This window comes from Rhodobacter capsulatus, from assembly GCF_003254295.1.
Taxonomy (GTDB): domain Bacteria; phylum Pseudomonadota; class Alphaproteobacteria; order Rhodobacterales; family Rhodobacteraceae; genus Rhodobacter; species Rhodobacter capsulatus.
This window is the reverse complement of record NZ_QKZO01000006.1, coordinates 122,589-141,198: the sequence shown is the minus strand read 5'-3', so window position 1 is coordinate 141,198 and position 18,610 is coordinate 122,589. Positions and strand designations below refer to the sequence as shown.

16 protein-coding genes are annotated in these 18,610 nt (G+C 67.5%); 9 read left to right on the top strand and 7 right to left on the bottom strand.

Annotated features, from left to right (window positions below):
- Window positions 1–10: 10 nt before the first annotated feature.
- The gene (locus tag LY44_RS10370) at window positions 11–1,138 is read right to left on the bottom strand and encodes an efflux RND transporter periplasmic adaptor subunit (RefSeq protein ID WP_055211761.1); all 1,128 of its coding nucleotides are present in this window, start codon (window positions 1,136–1,138) and stop codon (window positions 11–13) included.
- Window positions 1,139–1,436: 298 nt separating this feature from the next.
- Here LY44_RS10370 and LY44_RS10365 point away from each other — a divergent pair, with 298 nt between their 5' ends.
- From LY44_RS10365 to LY44_RS10355, 3 genes are all read left to right on the top strand, one after another.
- Window positions 1,437–1,841 carry a protein kinase family protein gene (locus LY44_RS10365; protein WP_223230723.1) on the top strand — a complete coding sequence of 135 codons (405 nt, stop codon included), beginning with the start codon at window positions 1,437–1,439 and terminating at the stop codon, window positions 1,839–1,841.
- 113 nt (window positions 1,842–1,954) lie between these two features.
- Entirely contained in the window at window positions 1,955–2,137 is a 183-nt protein-coding gene (locus LY44_RS17660) for a hypothetical protein (protein WP_013066180.1), read from the top strand.
- Window positions 2,138–2,271: 134 nt separating this feature from the next.
- Window positions 2,272–2,760 carry a cytochrome b gene (locus tag LY44_RS10355; protein ID WP_055211757.1) on the top strand — a complete coding sequence of 163 codons (489 nt, stop codon included), beginning with the start codon at window positions 2,272–2,274 and terminating at the stop codon, window positions 2,758–2,760.
- Window positions 2,761–2,766: 6 nt separating this feature from the next.
- Here the strand turns inward: LY44_RS10355 and LY44_RS10350 are convergent, their stop codons facing one another.
- Entirely contained in the window at window positions 2,767–3,549 is a 783-nt protein-coding gene (locus LY44_RS10350; RefSeq protein ID WP_055211755.1) for an alpha/beta fold hydrolase, read from the bottom strand.
- A gap of 82 nt (window positions 3,550–3,631) precedes the next feature.
- A complete protein-coding gene (gene glyA / locus LY44_RS10345; RefSeq protein WP_055211753.1) occupies window positions 3,632–4,924 on the bottom strand; it encodes a serine hydroxymethyltransferase in 1,293 nt (430 codons plus the stop codon).
- Between the two features lie 182 nt (window positions 4,925–5,106).
- On the opposite strand from glyA, the gene LY44_RS10340 reads away from it, so the two are divergent.
- The gene (locus tag LY44_RS10340; protein WP_055211751.1) at window positions 5,107–5,868 is read left to right on the top strand and encodes an NAD kinase; all 762 of its coding nucleotides are present in this window, start codon (window positions 5,107–5,109) and stop codon (window positions 5,866–5,868) included.
- Here LY44_RS10340 and LY44_RS10335 read toward each other — a convergent pair.
- From LY44_RS10335 to LY44_RS10320, 4 genes are all read right to left on the bottom strand, one after another.
- Window positions 5,865–7,241, bottom strand: a complete 1,377-nt coding sequence (locus LY44_RS10335) for a sigma-54-dependent transcriptional regulator (RefSeq protein ID WP_055211749.1) — start codon at window positions 7,239–7,241, stop codon at window positions 5,865–5,867. The genes LY44_RS10340 and LY44_RS10335 overlap by 4 nt on opposite strands.
- On the bottom strand, window positions 7,238–8,758 hold the full coding sequence (locus LY44_RS10330; RefSeq protein ID WP_055211748.1) for an ATP-binding protein: 1,521 nt from the start codon (window positions 8,756–8,758) through the stop codon (window positions 7,238–7,240). Before LY44_RS10330 ends, LY44_RS10335 begins: the two co-directional genes overlap by 4 nt.
- Window positions 8,759–8,904: 146 nt before the next feature.
- On the bottom strand, window positions 8,905–10,800 hold the full coding sequence (locus LY44_RS10325; protein ID WP_055211745.1) for a propionyl-CoA synthetase: 1,896 nt from the start codon (window positions 10,798–10,800) through the stop codon (window positions 8,905–8,907).
- A gap of 202 nt (window positions 10,801–11,002) precedes the next feature.
- The gene (locus LY44_RS10320; RefSeq protein ID WP_055211743.1) at window positions 11,003–13,282 is read right to left on the bottom strand and encodes an NADP-dependent malic enzyme; all 2,280 of its coding nucleotides are present in this window, start codon (window positions 13,280–13,282) and stop codon (window positions 11,003–11,005) included.
- A gap of 59 nt (window positions 13,283–13,341) precedes the next feature.
- On the opposite strand from LY44_RS10320, the gene LY44_RS10315 reads away from it, so the two are divergent.
- The 5 genes from LY44_RS10315 to LY44_RS10295 all read left to right on the top strand — a co-directional run bounded on the left by LY44_RS10315 (window position 13,342) and on the right by LY44_RS10295 (window position 18,609).
- A complete protein-coding gene (locus LY44_RS10315; RefSeq protein ID WP_081024500.1) occupies window positions 13,342–13,812 on the top strand; it encodes a cytidine deaminase in 471 nt (156 codons plus the stop codon).
- Window positions 13,812–15,131: a thymidine phosphorylase gene (locus tag LY44_RS10310; protein WP_055211741.1), complete on the top strand. Its 1,320-nt coding sequence runs from the start codon at window positions 13,812–13,814 to the stop codon at window positions 15,129–15,131. Before LY44_RS10315 ends, LY44_RS10310 begins: the two co-directional genes overlap by 1 nt.
- Window positions 15,131–16,342, top strand: a complete 1,212-nt coding sequence (locus tag LY44_RS10305; RefSeq protein WP_055211739.1) for a phosphopentomutase — start codon at window positions 15,131–15,133, stop codon at window positions 16,340–16,342. Before LY44_RS10310 ends, LY44_RS10305 begins: the two co-directional genes overlap by 1 nt.
- Before the next feature lie 11 nt (window positions 16,343–16,353).
- Window positions 16,354–16,986 (top strand): uracil phosphoribosyltransferase, encoded by a 633-nt coding sequence (gene upp, locus LY44_RS10300; RefSeq protein ID WP_055211737.1) that lies wholly within the window; start codon window positions 16,354–16,356, stop codon window positions 16,984–16,986.
- 90 nt (window positions 16,987–17,076) lie between these two features.
- A complete protein-coding gene (locus tag LY44_RS10295) occupies window positions 17,077–18,609 on the top strand; it encodes an SPOR domain-containing protein (RefSeq protein ID WP_055211735.1) in 1,533 nt (510 codons plus the stop codon).
- The last annotated feature ends 1 nt before the right edge of the window (window position 18,610 follow it).

The window sequence follows — 18,610 nt, the reverse complement described above, 5'->3', positions numbered from 1 at the left end:
CCCGCGTCCCTCAGTTCCCGCCCATGCCGGGCAGCGATTGCGAATTGTCGATCGTGACCGTCGCGCCCGAGGACAGCTTGTTCTGCCCCGCGTTCACCACCAGATCGCCCGATTGCAGCCCGGTGCGGATCTCGACCTTGTCGTCGAAATGGCGGCCGACCTTGATGAAGACCTGCCGCGCCTGCAGACTGGTCGTGTCCGATCCCCCGGCCTTTTCTCCCTCGGCCTTTTCCTCGCGCACAACAAAGACGCTGTCGCCGTAAAGGCTCGAGGACACCACCGTCTGCGGCAGGGCGATCACGTCCTTTTCCACTGGCAGCGCCACCCGCACCCGCAGGAACTGGCCGGGCGTCAGCTTGTCGCCCTCGTTCGGCACATCGGCGCGCAGGGTCACCAGCCGCGAATTCGGGTCGATCTTCGGCTCGATGCCGGTGATCTTGCCCTCGGCCGAGACATCGCCGACTTCCGAGGTCACGGTGACCGACATGCCGGGCGTGACCAGCGCGGCCTCGCTTTCGGTCAGGGTGAAATCGACCCGCATCCGCGAGCGGTCCTGCAGCGTCGCAAAGCCGGTGCCCGGCGTCACATAAGACCCGATCTCGATCTGCGGAATCCCGATCGTGCCGGCAAAGGGCGCGGTCAGCTGCTTGGTCGAGAGCGTCGCTTCCAGTTTCGCCACGGTGGCGCGGGCCTCGATCGCCGCGGCCTCCGCTTCATCGAGCGCCGAGCTCGCCGAGACCCCCTTCAGCCGCAACTCCTTGGCCCGGGTCAGCGCGGTTTCGGCCAGCGTTTCCGCCGCCCGTGCCGCGTCCAGATCGGCGCGTTCCTGCCGGTCGTCGATCTGCACCAGCGCCTGACCCTTTTCGATGCGGTCATTGGCGGCAAAGCGGATCTCGCGCACGATGCCCGCGGCTTCGGTGGCCAGATCGGTGCCCTGCACGGCGGCGGCGGTGCCGATGGCTTCCAGCCCCGGCTGCCAGTCGGCCGCGACCACCTTCGTCACCGAGACGGCGACGGGCGGGGCCTTCATGTTGGCAAAGATGCCGGCGATCATCTTGCCGACAAACAGGTTGTAGCCGATGATCCCCCCCGCCACGATGACAAGGGCGACAATGGCGATGAGCAGACGTTTGATCATGGGCGGCTCCGCAGTCGGGACGTGAACAGGCGCGACGCAAAGCCACGCATCCCCGCTCGGACAGGTTCGGAGCGGAAGATTTCCGGGCTCAACATGTGGTGCGAAAAGCCGAAAGACAAGCCACCGGATTCCTGCAATTCCGCACAGTTGCCCCGCCGCCCCGGTTTCGCCCGAAAGCGGCGCGGATCGCCCCGCCGCGGGGGTAAAAATCTGCCCCAACGGGTCACTTTAACGCTTGATTAACCAGAATGCGCCAAGCTCGCCCCGTGCCGTCCGCCCGCCCCGCCCGGAGGTTGCGATGCTGTCCGATCCGATTGCCCCCCGCCTGCCTGTCGAGTCCGCCTCCGGTCCCGTCGCGACGCCGCGGCAGCTTCCGGCGTCGTGGCTGTGCGGGACGCTGCTTTGGGCGCTGCTGCTTTCGGGCTGCGGCGCCTCGCCCGCGCCGCCGTTTTTTGACGCCACCCGGCACGATGTCACGCTGCAGGGCATTCGCTTCGCGGTTCTGGTGAAAGGCGAAAATGCCGAGGTGATCCGGCTGGGCTATCTGCCGCGCGCCGCGCGCGGGGTGGTGCCGGGGTTGATGACCGTCGCGGCCGAACAGGCCTCGGGCTGCAGGGTCACCGGACCTGCCGCCGGGATCTACCGCTCGCCCTCGCTGCCCGGCGACACCGGCGAGGCGCGGTTCCAGCTGGATTGCCCTTGATGCAATGGTCACGGATGCGGCGTTTCGCCGCGTCCGGGCGTGACGCAGATCAAGGCGGGGTCATCTGCAAACATATCTTCCTTTGCATGAAACGCGCTGCACCGGAGGATCCCATGACCCGCCTTTTTGGCATCATCTACGCCCTTGTCGGCCCGACCGTGGCCGGCGTCCTCATCGTCGTGGCGCTGACGATGAACATGTATGACATGAAAACGATGATCTATGCCGCCGTGATCGGCTTTGTCGCCGCGCTGCCCGTCGCCTGGATCGTGGCGGGCAAGATCAACGACGCCTGACCCGGACAGATCGGGCGAGGCGCGGCGCTGGGAAGGCACTGCCCCTGCGCTGATCTATCCGCTTGCGGGGCAGGGTGGGCTGTGCAAGCCTTTCCTGCCCCGTTTCATTTCCGGAAACCCGCCAGGAGGTCCCCATGCCCGTTTCCCAAGGATACAGCCGCACCCAGATCCTGCTGCACTGGGCGGTTGCCGTTCTGATCATTCCGCAATTCCTGCTGGGCGAGAACATCGCCGAGGCCTTCGGCAAATGGATGTCGAACGAGCCCACCCCCTTCAACCCGGCCGTGGTCTTTCACGTCATGACCGGCCTGACGATCTGTGCGCTGGTGATCTGGCGTCTGGTGCTGCGCCTGCGCCACGGCGCGCCTGCGGCGCTTGATTCGGGCAGCCCGGTGATGAACAAGGTCGCCTCGGGCGTGCAGCACACGATGTATCTGGTGCTGGCGCTGATGGTGGTCAGCGGCGCCACCGCCTGGTTCGGTCTGATCGGCCCGGCGGCGGGCGTGCACAATGTGCTGAAGCTTGTGCTGCTGCTCTTGATCCTGATCCATGTCGCCGGTGCGGTGAAGGGTCAGTTCGTGCTGAAGAACGGCATCATCCGCCGGATGATGAAGGCCGAATAAGCGGTCCTAGCGGCCAAGGAAGCTTTCCACGGCCGCTTCCACCTCGCGCGGGCGTTCGGCATGCAGCCAATGGCCCGCGCCTTCGACAGATTGCAGATCCGCGTGCGGGAACAGCGCGCGGATTTTTGCGTGGCTTTCCGGGCGGACATAGCTTGACGCCGTGCCATAAAGAAACAGCGCCGGGCCATTGAAGGGCTTGGCATCCGCGGGCAGGGGCTCGGGCCAGTCGAGGATCGCCGAAAGGTTCGCCGCCAGCGCCGCAAGGTTGAACTTCCAGCGCACCGGCCCGTCGCGCAATTCCAACGATTGCAGCAAAAAGGCCCGGGTGCCGGGGTCTTGCACCGTTTCCGAAAGACGGCGGTCGGCCTCGCTGCGCGTCGTCAGATCATCGAGCTTCATCGCCTGCATCGCCGCGATCAGCCCGCCATGCGCCGCGGCGTGGCCGTAAGCCACCGGGGCCATGTCGGCCACCACCAGCCGCGCAACGAGACCCGGCCGGGTCAGGGCCAGCATCATCGCCGCCTTGCCGCCCATCGAATGGCCCATCACGTCGCAGGCGCGGCCCTCGGCCTCGATCACCGCGGCCAGATCTGCAGCAAGGTCGGGGTAGGTGTGGCTGTCAGCCCAGAAACTATCGCCGTGATTGCGCATGTCCAGCGCCAGCACGCGCCGCCCGGCAGACAGCCGTTTCGCAATCACGCCCCAGTTCCGGCCCGAGCCGAAAAGACCCGGGGCAATCAGGAGCGGGGGCAGGGCGGTATCGGGGCCATGGGCGGTGAAACTCAGCATGGCCCGGATCTAGCGCGCAGACGGCGCCCGGACAATGAAAAAGGCCCCCGAAACCGGGGGCCCTTCCGATCTGATGAGTCGATCAAAGCGCCGGATAAAGCGGGAATTTCGCGCAAAGCGCCGAGACTTCCGCCCGCACTTCGGCTTCGACGGCGTCATTGCCCTCTTCGCCATTCGCGGCCAGCCCGTCGACGACCTTGATGATCATCCGGGCGATCTGGCGGAATTCCTCTTCCTTGAAGCCGCGGGTGGTGCCCGCGGGCGTGCCCAGACGGATGCCCGAGGTCACGGTCGGCTTTTCCGGGTCGAACGGGATGCCGTTCTTGTTGCAGGTGATATGGGCGCGGCCCAGGGCCTTGTCGGTGGCGTTGCCCTTCACCCCTTTCGGGCGCAGGTCGACCAGCATGACATGCGTATCGGTGCCGCCGGTGACGATATCAAGACCGCCCTTCATCAGCTCGTCGGCCAGCGCCTGCGCGTTGGTGATGACCTGCTGCGCATAGACCTTGAATTCGGGGCGCAGCGCCTCGCCGAAGGCGACGGCCTTGGCGGCGATCACATGCATCAGCGGCCCGCCCTGAATCCCCGGGAAGATCGCCGAATTGATCTTTTTCGCGATCTCTTCGTTGTTGGTCAGGATCATGCCGCCGCGCGGACCGCGCAGCGTCTTGTGCGTGGTGGTGGTGGCGATATCGGCATGCGGGAAGGGCGAGGGATGCGCGCCCCCGGCCACAAGACCCGCAAAATGCGCCATGTCCACCATCAGATACGCGCCGACGCTGTCGGCGATCTCGCGGAATTTCGCGAAATCGATTTGCCGCGGAATCGCCGAGCCCCCGGCGATGATCAGCTTCGGATTATGCTCTTTCGCCAGACGGGCGACCTCTTCGTAGTCGATCCGGCAATCCTGCTGACGCACGCCATATTGCACGGCGTTGAACCATTTGCCCGACTGGTTCGGCGCCGCGCCATGGGTCAGGTGCCCGCCCGAGGCGAGGTTCATGCCCAGGATGGTGTCACCCGGTTTCAGCAGCGCGGTGAACACGCCCTGGTTCGCCTGGCTGCCCGAATTCGGTTGCACGTTGGCGAAAGAACAGCCGAACAGCTCGCAGGCCCGCGCGATCGCCAGATCTTCGGCGATATCGACGAACTGGCAGCCGCCATAGTAGCGTTTGCCCGAATAGCCCTCGGCATATTTGTTCGTCATCACCGAGCCCTGCGCTTCCATCACCGCGGCAGAGACGATGTTTTCCGAAGCGATCAGCTCGATCTCGTCGCGCTGGCGGCCAAGCTCGCCACGGATGGCGGCGAAAAGCGCGGGGTCACGGCTGGAAAGGGTCTCGGTAAAGAACCCGGCGTCGCGTTGATCGGTCATGGGCAACTCCAAAGGCAAAGGTCGTGGTCCGTTTATCGCAGAATTCCCCGCCCCGAAAGCGCCCAAAGCGACAAACGGGCAATTTGGCGCGTCACCCGCGGCCTGCGGAAGCCGGGGTGGCCGGAAACGGGCTTGTCATTCCGGCCCCGGCTTGTCACACCAAGGGGAACCGGAGGCAGGCCGTGAACCGACCCGAGAAGATCCATTTCGCGGCCTCGCAGGCCGACAGCGCCCAGGAGGCGCTGGAAGATCTTGCCGCCCGCTACGGTCAGGCGCCGCTGGTCGAGGCTGATGTGATCGTGGCGCTGGGCGGCGACGGCATGATGCTGCACTGCCTGCATGCCGGATCGGGGCTGCCGGTTTACGGGATGAACCGCGGCTCGGTCGGCTTCATGATGAACGATTACCGCGTCTTCGATCTGCCCGAGCGGCTTGCCGCGGCGGAAGAGGCGCTGATCAACCCGCTCGCGATGCGGGCGAAGACCGCCGACGGGGTGATCCGCGAGGAACTGGCGATCAACGAGGTCTCGCTTCTGCGCGCCGGTCCGCAGGCGGCGAAGCTGCGGATCTCGGTGAATGGCCGGGTGCGGATGGAGGAGCTGATCTCGGATGGCGCCATCGTCGCGACGCCTGCCGGATCGACCGCCTACAATTATTCCGCGCATGGGCCGATCCTGCCCATCGGCTCGGATGTGCTGGCGCTGACCGCGATTGCGCCGTTCCGGCCGCGGCGCTGGCAGGGCGCGATCCTGCCCAGTTCCGCCACGGTGCGCTTTGACATTCTGGAAGCGGCGAAGCGCCCGGTGATGGCCGATGCCGACAGCCGCTCGTTCAAGCCGGTGCTCTGGGTCGAGATCCGCTCGGAGCCGACGATCACGCATCGCATCCTGTTCGATCCCGGCCACGGGCTTGAAGAACGGCTGATGCGGGAGCAATTCGCCTAATCGGTGCGCCAGCTTTCCAGCTTGCGATAAAGCGTCGAGGGTGCGACGCCCAGATCGGCGGCGGCCCTTTGCACGGCGCCGTCATTGCGGGCCAGCGCCGCCTCGATCGCGGCGCGTTCGACCTCGGCGAGGGTCAGGCCGGAGAGGTCGGGGACGGTCGTTCGGCCCGCGCCCGAAACGGCCGGGGCCGGACCGGCCAGCTCGGGCGGCAGCATCGCCGCGGTCAGCTCCTCGCCTTCGTGCAGCACCGTCGCCGCGCGCAGCACATTCGACAATTCCCGCACGTTGCCGGGCCAGGAATAGGCGCGCAACAGGCTCATCGCCTCGGGCGAGATCCGGGTGAAGCTGCGCCCCTCGATCGCGGCGAAACGGGCCAGGAAGGTTTCGGCCAAGGGCACGATATCCTCGCCGCGGCGGCGCAGCGGCGGCATCTGCAGCCCGACCACCTGCAGCCGGTAGAACAGATCCTCGCGCAGTTGCCCCATCGTCACCGCCTCTGCCAGCGGCAGGGTCGAGGCCGAGAGGATGCGCAAGTTCACCCGCCGCGCGGCTTCGGCGCCCAGCGGATGCACAAGCCCGGTCTGCAGGAAACGCAGCAGACGCGGCTGCAGGGTCGGGTTCAGCTCGCCCACCGCATCCAGAAACAGCGTGCCGCCATCGGCCAGTTCCGCCGCGCCCGGCCGGTCCGACAAGGCGCCGACAAAGGCGCCGCGGCGATGGCCGAACAGTTCGGATTCCATCCGGTCGGGCGGGATCGCGCCGCAATCAAGGGTGACGAACGGCCCCTGCGCCCGCGCCGAGAGCCGGTGGATCGCCAGCGCCGCCAGCTCCTTGCCGGTGCCGCTTTCGCCGCAGATGCAGACCGGCGCCATCGAGCGGGCGGCGGCGCGGATCCGGTCATAGACCTCGTGCATCGGCGCGGACTGGCCGATGAAATCGGGCAGCGGCGCCCGGGCGGCGGCGGAATGCGGCGGATGGGCGAGGTTTGCTGCCCGCCGCGCCGCCTCGACCGCCTCCATCAGCCGCGATTCCGTCACCGGCTTGACCAGATAATCCAGCGCGCCCCTGCGGATCGCCGTCACCGTCCGGTCGGTCGAGCGTTCGGCCGCGACCACGACGACCGAGGTCTCGGGCCGCATCTGCAGCAGATCGACCAGCAGGTCGAGCCCGTCGCGGTCGGGCAGCATCAGATCGAGCAGCACCACCGAGATCGGATGCACTCGGAACATCTCCAGCCCCTCGGCCGCGGTGCCCGCCGAAACCGTGCGATAGCCCGCGCGGCGCAGATGCGATTCATAGATCGTCCGCATCGAGGCGGTGTCCTCGACCAGCAGGATGTCGGGCCCGTCAGGCATCGGCAGCGGCAGGTTCATGCGCCGACCTTTTCGAACTGGCGCTGGCGGCGCCCGGCATAGGCGATCAGCCGGTCGATCTGCGTCAGCACCGCGCGCCCGATCAGCTGCATCGCCACGGTGTCTGCGCGGCGGGCGGCGGCGCAAAGTTCCTCGGCCAGCTCCTGCAGCCGCAGCGCGCCCACTGCGCCCGCCACCGACAGGAGCACATGGCTGTCGGCCCGCACCAGCTCCAGATTGGGCGCCGAGAGCCCTGCCACCAGACCGCGTTCGACCCGGCTCAGATCGGCGATCAGCCGGCTCAGCAATTCCTGTGCCGCGTCCGGACCGGCGATGCCCAGAAGCGCTTCGAACACCGCCTCGTCGACGATCGGCGGGCAGGGCCGGTGGCCGTCGCCATCATGCCGTTCCAGCGCCTGGGTGATCGCCTCGGCCAGCGGTTCGATCGCCGTCATCGGCTTCGAGACGATCGCATCCGCCCCGGCGGCGACGATCGCCTCGCGGTTGGCGCGCAGCACGTAGGCGGTGCAGACCACGACCGGAATCGCGCTGTGCCGCCCGCCGCTGGCGCGCAGGGTGCGGATCAGATCGAGCCCGGACAGCCGCGGCATCTCGGCATCGATCACCGCCAGATCGTAGCTGCCGTTGTCGAGCATCTCGAGCGCCTCGACCCCGTCGGCGGCACTGTCGCAATGCGCCCCCATCGCCGAAAGCATGTGCCCCAGAACCGCCTGATTGAGCGCGCTGTCCTCGGCCACCAGAACCCGCATCCGGCCCAGATCGGGCAGGGGGGTGTCGATCGCCATCTCGGGCGGCATCAGCCCCGCAAGCGGCAAGGACAGCGCCACGCAGGCACCGCCCTCGGCCCGGTTCGAGACCTCGATCCGGCCCTCGAGCCGTCGCGCCATGTCGCGCGAGATGAACAGACCGAGCCCGTTGCCCGCCTTGCCCGGAACCTCGCCCCGCGCCCCCTGCCGGAACAGCCGCCCGCGCAGATCCGGATCGAAGCCCGGCCCGTCATCGAGCACGGAAAACAGAAGCCGGGTATCGGCCTCGACCGTCAGCGCCAGCCGCACCGCGCCCTGATCGGTGTATTTCACCGCATTCGACAGCATGTTTGACAGAACCCGTTCCAGCGCGATCCGGTCGAGCCGCACCAGCACCGGCACGTCGGGGGCCATGGCGACGTGAAAGCCGAGGCCCTTTTCCTGCGCCCGCCCGGTCCAGCGCATTTCCAGATCATAAAGCAGCCGCGCCAGCTGCACGGTCTGGCGCAGCGGCCCCACGGCCTGATCGGTGACGATCTCGAAGCCTTCCTCGATCAGCCGGGCCATGTCGTCGCCCGCGGCGCGCATCCGTTCGAATTGCAGCCGCATGCCGGGGCTCAGATCCTCGTCGGCCAGAAGATGCAGCCCGCCCAGAATGTCGGAAACAGCCGCGCGCAGATCATGCCCAAGCAGCATGATGCGGGCAATCTGAGCCTTGTTGTCCGAGGCGTCGCGGCGGACGGCATCGGAGGGCAGACCAATTTCATTCATGACGATACCCCGACCGGCCCATCTTCCCGCCCGGCGTTCGCAAATCAAGTCCCGAGACTGCGGGGCACGGTAAAGAAGCTGGGAAACACACGTTTTACAAGAATTTCAACGGGGCCCCGCACGCTGGGGGCCCCGCCGGGCGGAAATCAGGCCGCTTTTTCGGGGTAGCCGATCGCTTGCAGCGCCGCGGTGATCTCGTCGAGAATCGCCGGATCGTCGATCGTGGCGGGCATCTTGTACTCGAGCCCGTCGGCGATCTTCGCCATCGTGCCGCGCAGGATCTTGCCCGAGCGCGTCTTCGGCAGGCGGTCGACGACGACCGCCAGCTTGAAGGCCGCCACCGGGCCGATCTGGTCGCGCACCAGCCGCACGCATTCCTTGATCACCTCGGCATGCGGGCGGCTGCAGCCCTTGGTCAGGCACAGGAAACCCATCGGCAGCTGGCCCTTGAGTTCGTCGGCCACGCCGATCACGGCGCATTCGGCGACATCCTTGTGCGAGGCCAGAACCTCTTCCATCGCCCCGGTCGAGAGCCGGTGGCCCGCGACGTTGATCACGTCATCGGTCCGCGCCATGATATAGACATAGCCGTCTTCGTCGATATAGCCCGCGTCGCCGGTTTCATAATACCCCGGGAAATGCGACAGGTAGCTTTTCTTGAAGCGGTCATCGGCATTCCACAGCGTCGGCAGCGTGCCGGGCGGCAGGGGCAGCTTGATCGCGATGGCGCCCAGCGTGCCCGGGGCCACCGGATGGCCGCCCTCGTCCAGCACCTGCACGTCATAGCCCGGCATCGGCTTCGTCGGCGAGCCGACCTTGACCGGCAGAAGTTCGATGCCGAGCGGGTTGCCCGCAATCGCCCAGCCGGTTTCGGTCTGCCACCAGTGGTCGATCACCGGCACGCCCAGATGTTCCTGTGCCCATTTCACCGTCTCCGGGTCGGCGCGTTCGCCCGCCAGGAACAGCGCCTGCATCTCGTGCAGCTTGTAGCGCTTGATATATTCGCCGTTCGGATCCTCGCGGCGGATCGCCCGCAGCGCGGTGGGGGCGGTGAAGAACGACTTGATGCGGTGGTTCTGGATGATCCGCCAGAACACGCCCGGATGCGGCGTGCCCACGGGCTTGCCCTCGAAGACGACGGTGGTGGCGCCAGCCAGCAGCGGCGCATAGCAGATATAGCTGTGGCCGACGACCCAACCCACGTCCGAGGCGGCCCAGAACCGGTCCCCGGCCTCGATGTTGTAGATCGCCTTCATCGACCAGTTCAGCGCCACCAGATGCCCCGCGGTCGGACGCACGACGCCCTTGGGCGCGCCCGTGGTGCCCGAGGTGTAAAGGATATAGGCCGGGTGGCTGCCCTCGACCGGCACGCATTCGGCCGGTTTCACGCCATATTGAAAGCCGTGCCAGCTGAAGTCGCGGCCCTCGACCAGCTTTGCAACCTCTTGTTCGCGCTGGAAGACGACGCAGAATTCGGGCTTGTGGCTGGCCTGGTCGATGGCGGCATCCAGGAGCGGCTTGTAATGCACGACGCGGCCGGGTTCGAGCCCGCAGGAGGCCGCGATGATCGCCTTGGGGGTGCAGTCGTCGATCCGCACCGCAAGTTCATGCGCCGCGAAGCCGCCAAAAACGACCGAGTGGATCGCGCCCAGACGGGCGCAGGCCAGCATCGCTTCCAGCGCCTCGGGGATCATCGGCATGTAGATGATGACGCGGTCGCCCTTTTCGACGCCGCGCATCCGCAGCGCGCCCGCGAGGCTGGACACACGTGCCTGCAGCTCCTTGTAGGTGATGCCCTTGGTCGCATGGGTGATCGGGCTTTCGTGCATGATCGCGATCTGATCGCCGCGACCGGCCAGAACGTGACGGTCCACCGCGTTGTAGCAGGTGTTCACCATCGCATCGGCGAACCATTCCCCGGCCGGACCCTGCTCGAAATAGGCCTTGGAGGGGCTTTGCACCCAGTCGATGCCCTTGGCCGCATCCATCCAGAACCCTTCCGGGTCCGCCTGCCACGCGGAATAGACTTCCTTGTATCCCATGGTATTCCTCCTCCAAACTTGCAAGCTTGTTACGCAGGCGGAAAGGTTTGTGCAAGAATGTTACCGCCGCAGCTGCACGGTTGGCCCGAAAATTTGCAGAATGCGGCGGGAATTCCGCCGCAAACTTTTGCAAATGGCTTGCGTTTTTGAAGGAGGCGGGGAAAGCGAAGCGCGTTTTGCAAATTTGCTTCACTTTGCAGGTTCAGCCGTAGGCGGCCACCGGGGTTCCGGCCAGCACGGCCACGTTCAGAAGCCCGCGCGTGGTGATCGAGGGGGTCACGATATGCGCCCGGTTCCCCATCCCCATCAGAATCGGCCCGACCTCCAGACCGTTCGCCTTTGCCTTCAGAATGTTGCGCACCCCCGAAGCGGCGTCGGTATTGGCAAAGACCAGCACATTCGCCGCGCCCTCCAGCCGCGATTCGGGCAAGAGCCGGGCGCGAATCTGCGGCTCCAGCGCGGCGTCGATATGCATCTCGCCCTCGTAGACGAAATCCGGTTCGCGGGCATCGAGCCGCTCCAGCGCCGCGCGCATCCGCCGCCCCGAGTCGGTGTCAAGGTTGCCGAACTGGCTGTGCGAGCACAAGGCAACCTTCGGCGCCAGACCGAAGCGGCGCACGTGCCGCGCCGCCGCCATCACCGTCGTGGTGATCTCCTCGGGCGTCGGTTCGTGATGCACATGGGTATCGGCGATGAACAGCGGCCCGTCTTCGAGGATCATCAGGCTGAGCGCGCCGACCGGATGCAGCCCGCCCCGCGCCAGCACCTGCCGGACATAGTTCAGGTGCCACAGATATTGCCCGAACGTGCCGCAGATCAGGCTGTCGGCATCGCCCTGATGCACCATGATCGCGCCGATGGCGGTGGTGTTGGTGCGCAAGATCGCCCGCGCCAGATCGGGCGTCACGCCGCGCCGCGCCATCAGGCCGAAATAGGTCTCCCAATAGCTGCGATAGCGGGCGTCGTGTTCGGGGTTCACCACCTCGAAATCGCGGCCGGGCACCAGCGACAGCCCCGCCCGTTCCGCCCGCCGCTCGATCACCTCGGGGCGGCCGATCAGGATCGGCTTGACCGTGGTTTCCTCGATCATCGCCTGGGCCGCGCGCAACACCCGCTCATCCTCGCCCTCGGCAAAGACGACGCGGCGGGCCGCGGTGGCGGCAGCCTCGAAGACCGGCCGCATCAAGAGCGACGAACGCACGACCGAGCCTTCCAGCTTGCGCCGGTAGTCGTCGATGTCCGCAAGCGGCCGGGTGGCGACGCCGGTCTCCATCGCGGCCCTGGCGACGGCGGTCGAGACGGTGGCGATCAGGCGCGGGTCGAAGGGTTTCGGGATCAGATACTCCGGGCCGAAGGTCAGCTTCTCGCCCCGATAGGCGGCGGCGGCCTCGGCGGCGGTTGTGGCGCGGGCCAGCGCGGCGATCCCCTCGATGCAGGCGATCTGCATCTCGTCATTGATCGTCGTGGCGCCGACATCCAATGCCCCCCGGAAGATGAAGGGGAAACACAGGACGTTGTTGACCTGATTGGGAAAATCGCTGCGACCGGTGGCGATGATCGCCTCGGGCGCGACCGATCGCACGGCGTCGGGCAGGATTTCCGGCGTCGGATTGGCCAGCGCGAAGACGATCGGCCCGGGTGCCATCCGCGCCACATGATCGGGGGTCAGCACGCCCGGACCGGAGAGGCCCAGGAACATGTCCGCCCCCTCGATCACGTCATCGAGTGTCCGCTTCGTCGTCGGCTGCGCGTAAGCGGCCTTGAGCGGGTTCATGTCGACCTCGCGGCCCTGATAAACGAGGCCGTGAATGTCGCACAGCCAGATGTTTTCGCGCCGCACCCCCAGTTTCACCAGCATGTTCAGACAGGCGATCCCCGCCGCGCCGCCGCCGGTCGAGACGATCTTGATCTCCTCGAACCGCTTGCCCGCGATGCGCAAGGCGTTCGTCGCCGCGGCGCCCACCACAATCGCCGTGCCGTGCTGGTCGTCGTGAAAGACCGGGATCTTCATCCGTTCGCGGCAGAGCCGCTCGACGATGAAACAATCGGGGGCCTTGATGTCCTCAAGATTGATCGCGCCGAAACTGGGTTCCAGCGCGCAGACCAGATCGGCCAGCTTTTCGGGATCGGGCTGGTTCACCTCGATGTCGAAAGCGTCGATATTGGCGAATTTCTTGAACAGGACCGCCTTGCCCTCCATCACCGGCTTGGCGGCGAGCGGCCCGATATTGCCCAGCCCCAGCACGGCGGTGCCGTTCGTCACCACGGCGACCAGATTGCCCCGGGCGGTATAGCGCGCCGCGGTGCTGGCATCGGCCTTGATTTCAAGGCAGGCTTCGGCCACGCCCGGCGAATAGGCGCGGCTCAGGTCAAGCCCGTTCGCCAGGGGCTTGGTGGCGCGGATTTCGAGCTTTCCGGGCTTCGGATATTCGTGGTAATCCAGCGCCGGATGGCGCGCGGGCGGGTGACGTTCGTCGGTCATGAGCCTCTCCCTGAAGATGGTTCAGTCTTAAACCAATTCCAGATCGCCGGAAAGCGTTGATAGCGCAAGCAGCCCACCCCCTTGCGCTGCCGCCCGGCGCGGCGCAGGATCGGTCGAAACCCATGCCGGAGGCGGACATGTCCCTGCTCGATGCCGCGCGCGAGGTGCGCGAAAATGCCTATGCGCCCTATTCGAAATTCAAGGTGGGGGCGGCGGTGCGCGGGGCCTCGGGCACCGTTTATCGCGGCGTGAACGTGGAAAACGTGGCCTACCCCGAGGGCACCTGCGCCGAGGCGGGCGCCATTGCCGCGATGGTGGCGGCGGGCGAGACCGAGCTGATCGAGGTCGCGGTGATCGCCGACAGTCCGTCCCCGGTGCCGCCCTGCGGCGGCTGTCGGCAGAAACTGGCCGAGTTCGGGCGGGCGCACGTGCCGGTGACGCTGGCAACCACGGCGGGGGCGCGGCTGGATACTACGATCGGCGATCTGCTGCCCGGTCGGTTCGACGCGCATCACATGGACAATGTCTGATGGACGCCCGGTCGATCATCATGGCGGTGCGTGACGGCGCCGGGCTTTCGCCCGAGGCGGCCGCGTGGTTTGCGCGCGGATTGGCCGATGGCACGGTGTCCGATGCGCAGGCCGGGGCTTTCGCGATGGCGGTTCTGTGCCGTGGCATCGGGCCCGGCGGTCGGGTGGCGCTGACACGGGCGATGCGGGACTCGGGGCAGGTGGTGCGTTGGGATCTGCCCGGCCCGGTGGTCGACAAGCATTCCACGGGCGGCATCGGCGATTCCGTGTCCTTGCTGCTGGCCCCGGCCCTGGCGGCCTGTGGCGTCTATGTGCCGATGATTTCCGGGCGGGGGCTTGGCCATACCGGCGGCACGCTGGACAAGATGGAAGCGATTCCGGGGTACAAATCGCTGCCCGGTGTCGAGATGCTGCGCAAGGTCGTGGCCGAGGTCGGCTGCGCCATCATCGGCGCGACCGAGGAAATCGCCCCCGCCGACAAGCGGCTTTACGGCATCCGCGATATTTCCGGCACCGTCGAAAGCATCGACCTGATCACCGCCTCGATCCTGTCGAAGAAACTGGCGGTCGGGCTTGATGCGCTGGTGCTGGATGTCAAGGTCGGCTCGGGGGCTTTCATGGCGACGGTCGAAGACGCCCGCGCCTTGGCCGAAAGTCTGGTGAAGACGGCGAATGACGCGGGGGTCAGAACCTCGGCCCTGATGACCGACATGAACCAGAGCTTGGGGCAATCGGCGGGCAATGCGCTGGAAGTGCTGGAGGTGATGGAGACTTTGACCGGCTCTGCGGTGAACGAGGCGCTGTGGGATGTGACCGCCGCGCTGGGCGGCGAGGTGCTGATGCTGGCGGGCAGGGCGGAAAGCCTGGATGATGGCGCCGCGCTGATCGATGCCGCGATCGAAAGCGGCCGGGCGGCCGAGATCTTCGGGCGGATGGTGGCGGCCTTGGGCGGGCCGGTCGATTTCGTCGAACGCTACCCCGACCGGCTGCCCGCCGCGCCGCTGATCGTGCCGGTGCCCGCGCCGCGGGCGGGCTTTGTCGCGCGGGTGAACGGGCGGGCTTTGGGCGAGGCGGTGGTGCGGCTGGGCGGCGGGCGGCTGGTGGGCACGGACCGGATCAACCCCTCGGTCGGGCTGACGGGGCAGGCGATGATCGGCGCGGAAATGACCCGCGGCGAGGCCCTGGCGCTGGTTCATGCCCCCGATCAGGCCCGGGCGGATCGGGCGGTGGCGGCGGTTCTGGCCGCCTATCAGCTCTCCGACGACCCGCCCGAGGAACCGCCGCTGATCCATTGCCGGATCGGACCGGAGGAGCTGTGATGGCACGTGCCTTTCTGATCGTGATGGATTCCGTCGGCATCGGCGGCGCCCCGGATGCGGGATCGTTTTTCAACGAGGGGCGTCCGGACACCGGGGCGAACACGCTGGCCCATATCGCCGAGGCCTGCGCCGCGGGCCGGGCCGAGGCGGGGCGGTCCGGTCCGCTCAAGCTGCCGCATCTGGATGCGATGGGCCTTTCGGCGGCGGTGGAGCTGGCCAGCGGCACGCGCCCGGCCGGGCTTTGCGCCGTGCCGAAGGGCCTTTGGGGCGCGGCGACGGAAGTTTCGCGCGGCAAGGACACGCCCTCGGGCCATTGGGAACTGGCGGGCGTTCCGGTGCCCTGGGACTGGCATTATTTCCTTGAAACGCAAGACAGTTTCCCGCCCGATCTGGTGGAGTTTGTCGCCAAGGCCGCGGGCACCGCGGGGATTTTGGGCAATTGCCATGCCCCCGGCACGGCGATCATCGAGGCGCTCGGGGCGGAGCATCTGCGCACGGGCTGGCCGATCTGCTACACCTCGGCTGACTCTGTGTTCCAGATCGCCGCGCATGAAGAAAGCTTCGGGCTTGAGCGGCTCTTGCAGCTGTGCCGTGATGTCGCGCCAAGGCTGCATGCGATGAAGGTGGGCCGCGTTATCGCGCGTCCCTTCACCGGCCCGCCCGGCGCCTTCATCCGCACACCGAACCGGCGCGATTTCGCCATTGCCCCTCCCGCGCCCACGCTGCTCGATTGGGTCGCGGGCGCGGGCCGCACCACCCATGCCATCGGCAAGATCGGCGACATCTTTTCCCATCGCGGCATCACCCATCTGCACAAGGGCAAGAATGACGCCGATCTGATGGAGCATCTGATCCGGTTGGGTTCCGACGCGGAAGAGGGCAGCCTGACCTTTGCCAATTTCGTCGAATTCGACAGCCTCTGGGGGCATCGGCGCGACATCTCGGGCTATGCCCGCGCGCTCGAATGGTTCGACGCCTGTCTGGGCCGCTTCCTGCCGACCCTGCGTCCGGGCGATCTGGCGCTTTTCACCGCCGATCACGGCAATGACCCGACCTGGTCGGGCACCGATCACACCCGCGAACGCGTGCCGGTGCTGGGTCACGGGCTTGGCTTGCGCCCGGTGGGGTTGCTCGCCTATGCCGACATCGGCGCGTCGGTCGCGGCGCATCTGGGCGTGGCCCCGCAAGGGCCCGGCCGCAGTTTTCTTTGAAAGGACAGACCATGGATCAACAGGTCACCGTCGTCGATCACCCGCTGGTGCAGCACAAGCTGACGCTGATGCGGGAAAAGGACACCTCCACCGCCTCCTTCCGCCAGCTTCTGCGCGAAATCAGCCTGCTTCTGGCCTATGAGGTGACGCGCGGGCTGGACCTGACGACGAAGCGGATCGACACGCCGCTGTGCGAGATGGAGGCGCCGATTCTTGAGGGCAAGAAACTGGCGCTGATCTCGATCCTGCGGGCGGGGAACGGGCTTCTTGATGGCATCCTGGAGCTGATCCCGGCGGCGCGGGTCGGTTTCGTCGGGCTGTACCGCGACCCGGACACGCTGCAGCCGGTGCAATATTACTGCAAGGTGCCCGCGGAACTGGAAGACCGGATGGTGATCGTCGTCGATCCGATGCTGGCGACGGGGAACAGCTCGGCCGCGGCGGTGCAGCTGATGAAGGACAAGGGCGCGAAGAACATCCGCTTCCTGTGCCTCTTGGCCGCGCCCGAGGGGGTCGCGCGGATGCGGGCGGCGCATCCCGACGTGCCGATCGTCACCGCCTCGATCGACAGCCATCTGGACGATCACGGCTATATCGTGCCGGGTCTGGGAGATGCGGGCGACCGGATGTTCGGCACCAAATAGCGCCGGGATCGCGTCGGGGGCTGCGGCCGATTTTCCTTTACTCTGCAACAATTGTGCTGCAGTTTTTCCGAAAGATCATCGGGGGATGACATGCGGCGGTATGGTTGGTGGGTGGCGGCGACGGCGGTCGCGGCCGCGATGGGCGGTTCGGCCGCCCTGGCAGAGATGGATGTCAACGGCCCGGCCGATGTGCCGCCCCCCTCCTACAAGGGGCGGCAATATGTCGACAGCGCGGGCTGCGTTTTCGTGCGCGCGGGCTATGGCGGCACGGTGACCTGGGTGCCGCGGGTCGATCGGTCGAAGAAGCAGCTTTGCGGCTACCAGCCCAGCCTGCCGCAGGGCGCACCGGTGGCCGAGACCGCGACGGCCCCGGCCAAATCCGCGCCGCCGGTGGCGGTGGCCGCCGCGCCTGCTCCGCCCCCCGCGCCCGCGGCCCGGCCCGCCCAATCGCCCTTTGCGCCGACGCCCTTCGTGGGCAAGCCGATGGAGACCATCGCCACCACCGCGACGCCGCCGCGCATCGGTCTTGGCGCGGCCGCCCCGAACCCCCTGCCCGCCGCGCCGGTCCGGGTGGCCGCCGCGCCGCAAAGCCCGGTCACGCCGCCCGTCGCGGTCGCGGCGCCGTCGCGGTCGGACTATGTCTCGCCCTATGCGCTGAACGGCGGCACGGTGGCCCCGGTGACCGCGATGGCCACCGCGACCCCGGGCCGGGGCAGCGTGCGCTATCACAACACCCTTCCGGTTCCGGTCCGGATCACCGGCACCGAGACGGTGGCGGCCGCTGCAACCGCCTGTCCCGCGGGCATGGCCGCGGCGCAGCGCTACATCCTGTCGGATGGCCGCTCTGTCGTGCGCTGCGGTGGCGCCGCCGAAAACCCGGTCGGTTTCATCAATGCCGCGGCCGTGCCCGGTCTGGTCGTGACCTCCTCGGCGCCGATGATCGGCGGCGCGGGCTATGGCGCCGCCATGCCGGTTCCGCCCGGCACCGGCACCCCGCAACAGGCCTATGCCGCCGCCAGCCCCTATGCGCTGGGCGGCGGCGTCGCGCCGATGACCGCGCGGCCGGGGTCAAGCGGGACATCCGTCGGGCCGGTGGTGCTGCGCGCGCCTTCGGGGCACAGCACGCTGGCACCGATCACGGTGGAAACCTCGGTCGGGCCGACCGGCTATGCCCCCGCCTTCGAGGACGGGCGGCTCAATCCCTTCCGCGGTCCGCGCACGGCGATGGGCGATGCCGAACAGGGCGTGCTCTGGACGAACCAGGTGCCGTCGCGGCGGGTGACCGAACGCACCCCCGAGCATCGGCGCATCGTTCCGGCCGCGCCGGTTCACGTCTCCGCCCCCGCGCTTTCGCCCGGGGCGAGCACCCCGATGCGGGTGTCGTCGAAATCCGCGCCCGAGGCCGCAGCCCCCGCCGCGCCCCGCTATGTGCAGGTGGGCAGCTTCGCGGTTGCCGGAAATGCCGCCGCCGCCAAGGCGCGTCTGGCCGCGGCCGGGCTGCCGGTGTCCTCGGCGCAGACCCGGCGCGGTCTGACGGTGGTTCTGGCCGGTCCCTTCGCCGATGCGCGGCAGGCGCTGGCCACGGTGCGCACTGCGGGCTTTGCCGAAGTGATCCTGCGCTGAG

Excerpts from the sequence above, each read along its gene's own strand:
- LY44_RS10370 (WP_055211761.1), bottom strand. The coding sequence starts at position 1,138 with ATGATCAAACGTCTGCTCATCGCCATTGTCGCCCTTGTCATCGTGGCG.
- LY44_RS10365 (WP_223230723.1), top strand. The coding sequence starts at position 1,437 with ATGCTGTCCGATCCGATTGCCCCCCGCCTGCCTGTCGAGTCCGCCTCC.
- LY44_RS17660 (WP_013066180.1), top strand. The coding sequence starts at position 1,955 with ATGACCCGCCTTTTTGGCATCATCTACGCCCTTGTCGGCCCGACCGTG.
- LY44_RS10355 (WP_055211757.1), top strand. The coding sequence starts at position 2,272 with ATGCCCGTTTCCCAAGGATACAGCCGCACCCAGATCCTGCTGCACTGG.
- LY44_RS10350 (WP_055211755.1), bottom strand. The coding sequence starts at position 3,549 with ATGCTGAGTTTCACCGCCCATGGCCCCGATACCGCCCTGCCCCCGCTC.
- glyA (WP_055211753.1), bottom strand. The coding sequence starts at position 4,924 with ATGACCGATCAACGCGACGCCGGGTTCTTTACCGAGACCCTTTCCAGC.
- LY44_RS10335 (WP_055211749.1), bottom strand. The coding sequence starts at position 7,241 with ATGAACCTGCCGCTGCCGATGCCTGACGGGCCCGACATCCTGCTGGTC.
- LY44_RS10330 (WP_055211748.1), bottom strand. The coding sequence starts at position 8,758 with ATGAATGAAATTGGTCTGCCCTCCGATGCCGTCCGCCGCGACGCCTCG.
- LY44_RS10325 (WP_055211745.1), bottom strand. The coding sequence starts at position 10,800 with ATGGGATACAAGGAAGTCTATTCCGCGTGGCAGGCGGACCCGGAAGGG.
- LY44_RS10320 (WP_055211743.1), bottom strand. The coding sequence starts at position 13,282 with ATGACCGACGAACGTCACCCGCCCGCGCGCCATCCGGCGCTGGATTAC.
- LY44_RS10310 (WP_055211741.1), top strand. The coding sequence starts at position 13,812 with ATGGACGCCCGGTCGATCATCATGGCGGTGCGTGACGGCGCCGGGCTT.
- LY44_RS10305 (WP_055211739.1), top strand. The coding sequence starts at position 15,131 with ATGGCACGTGCCTTTCTGATCGTGATGGATTCCGTCGGCATCGGCGGC.
- upp (WP_055211737.1), top strand. The coding sequence starts at position 16,354 with ATGGATCAACAGGTCACCGTCGTCGATCACCCGCTGGTGCAGCACAAG.
- LY44_RS10295 (WP_055211735.1), top strand. The coding sequence starts at position 17,077 with ATGCGGCGGTATGGTTGGTGGGTGGCGGCGACGGCGGTCGCGGCCGCG.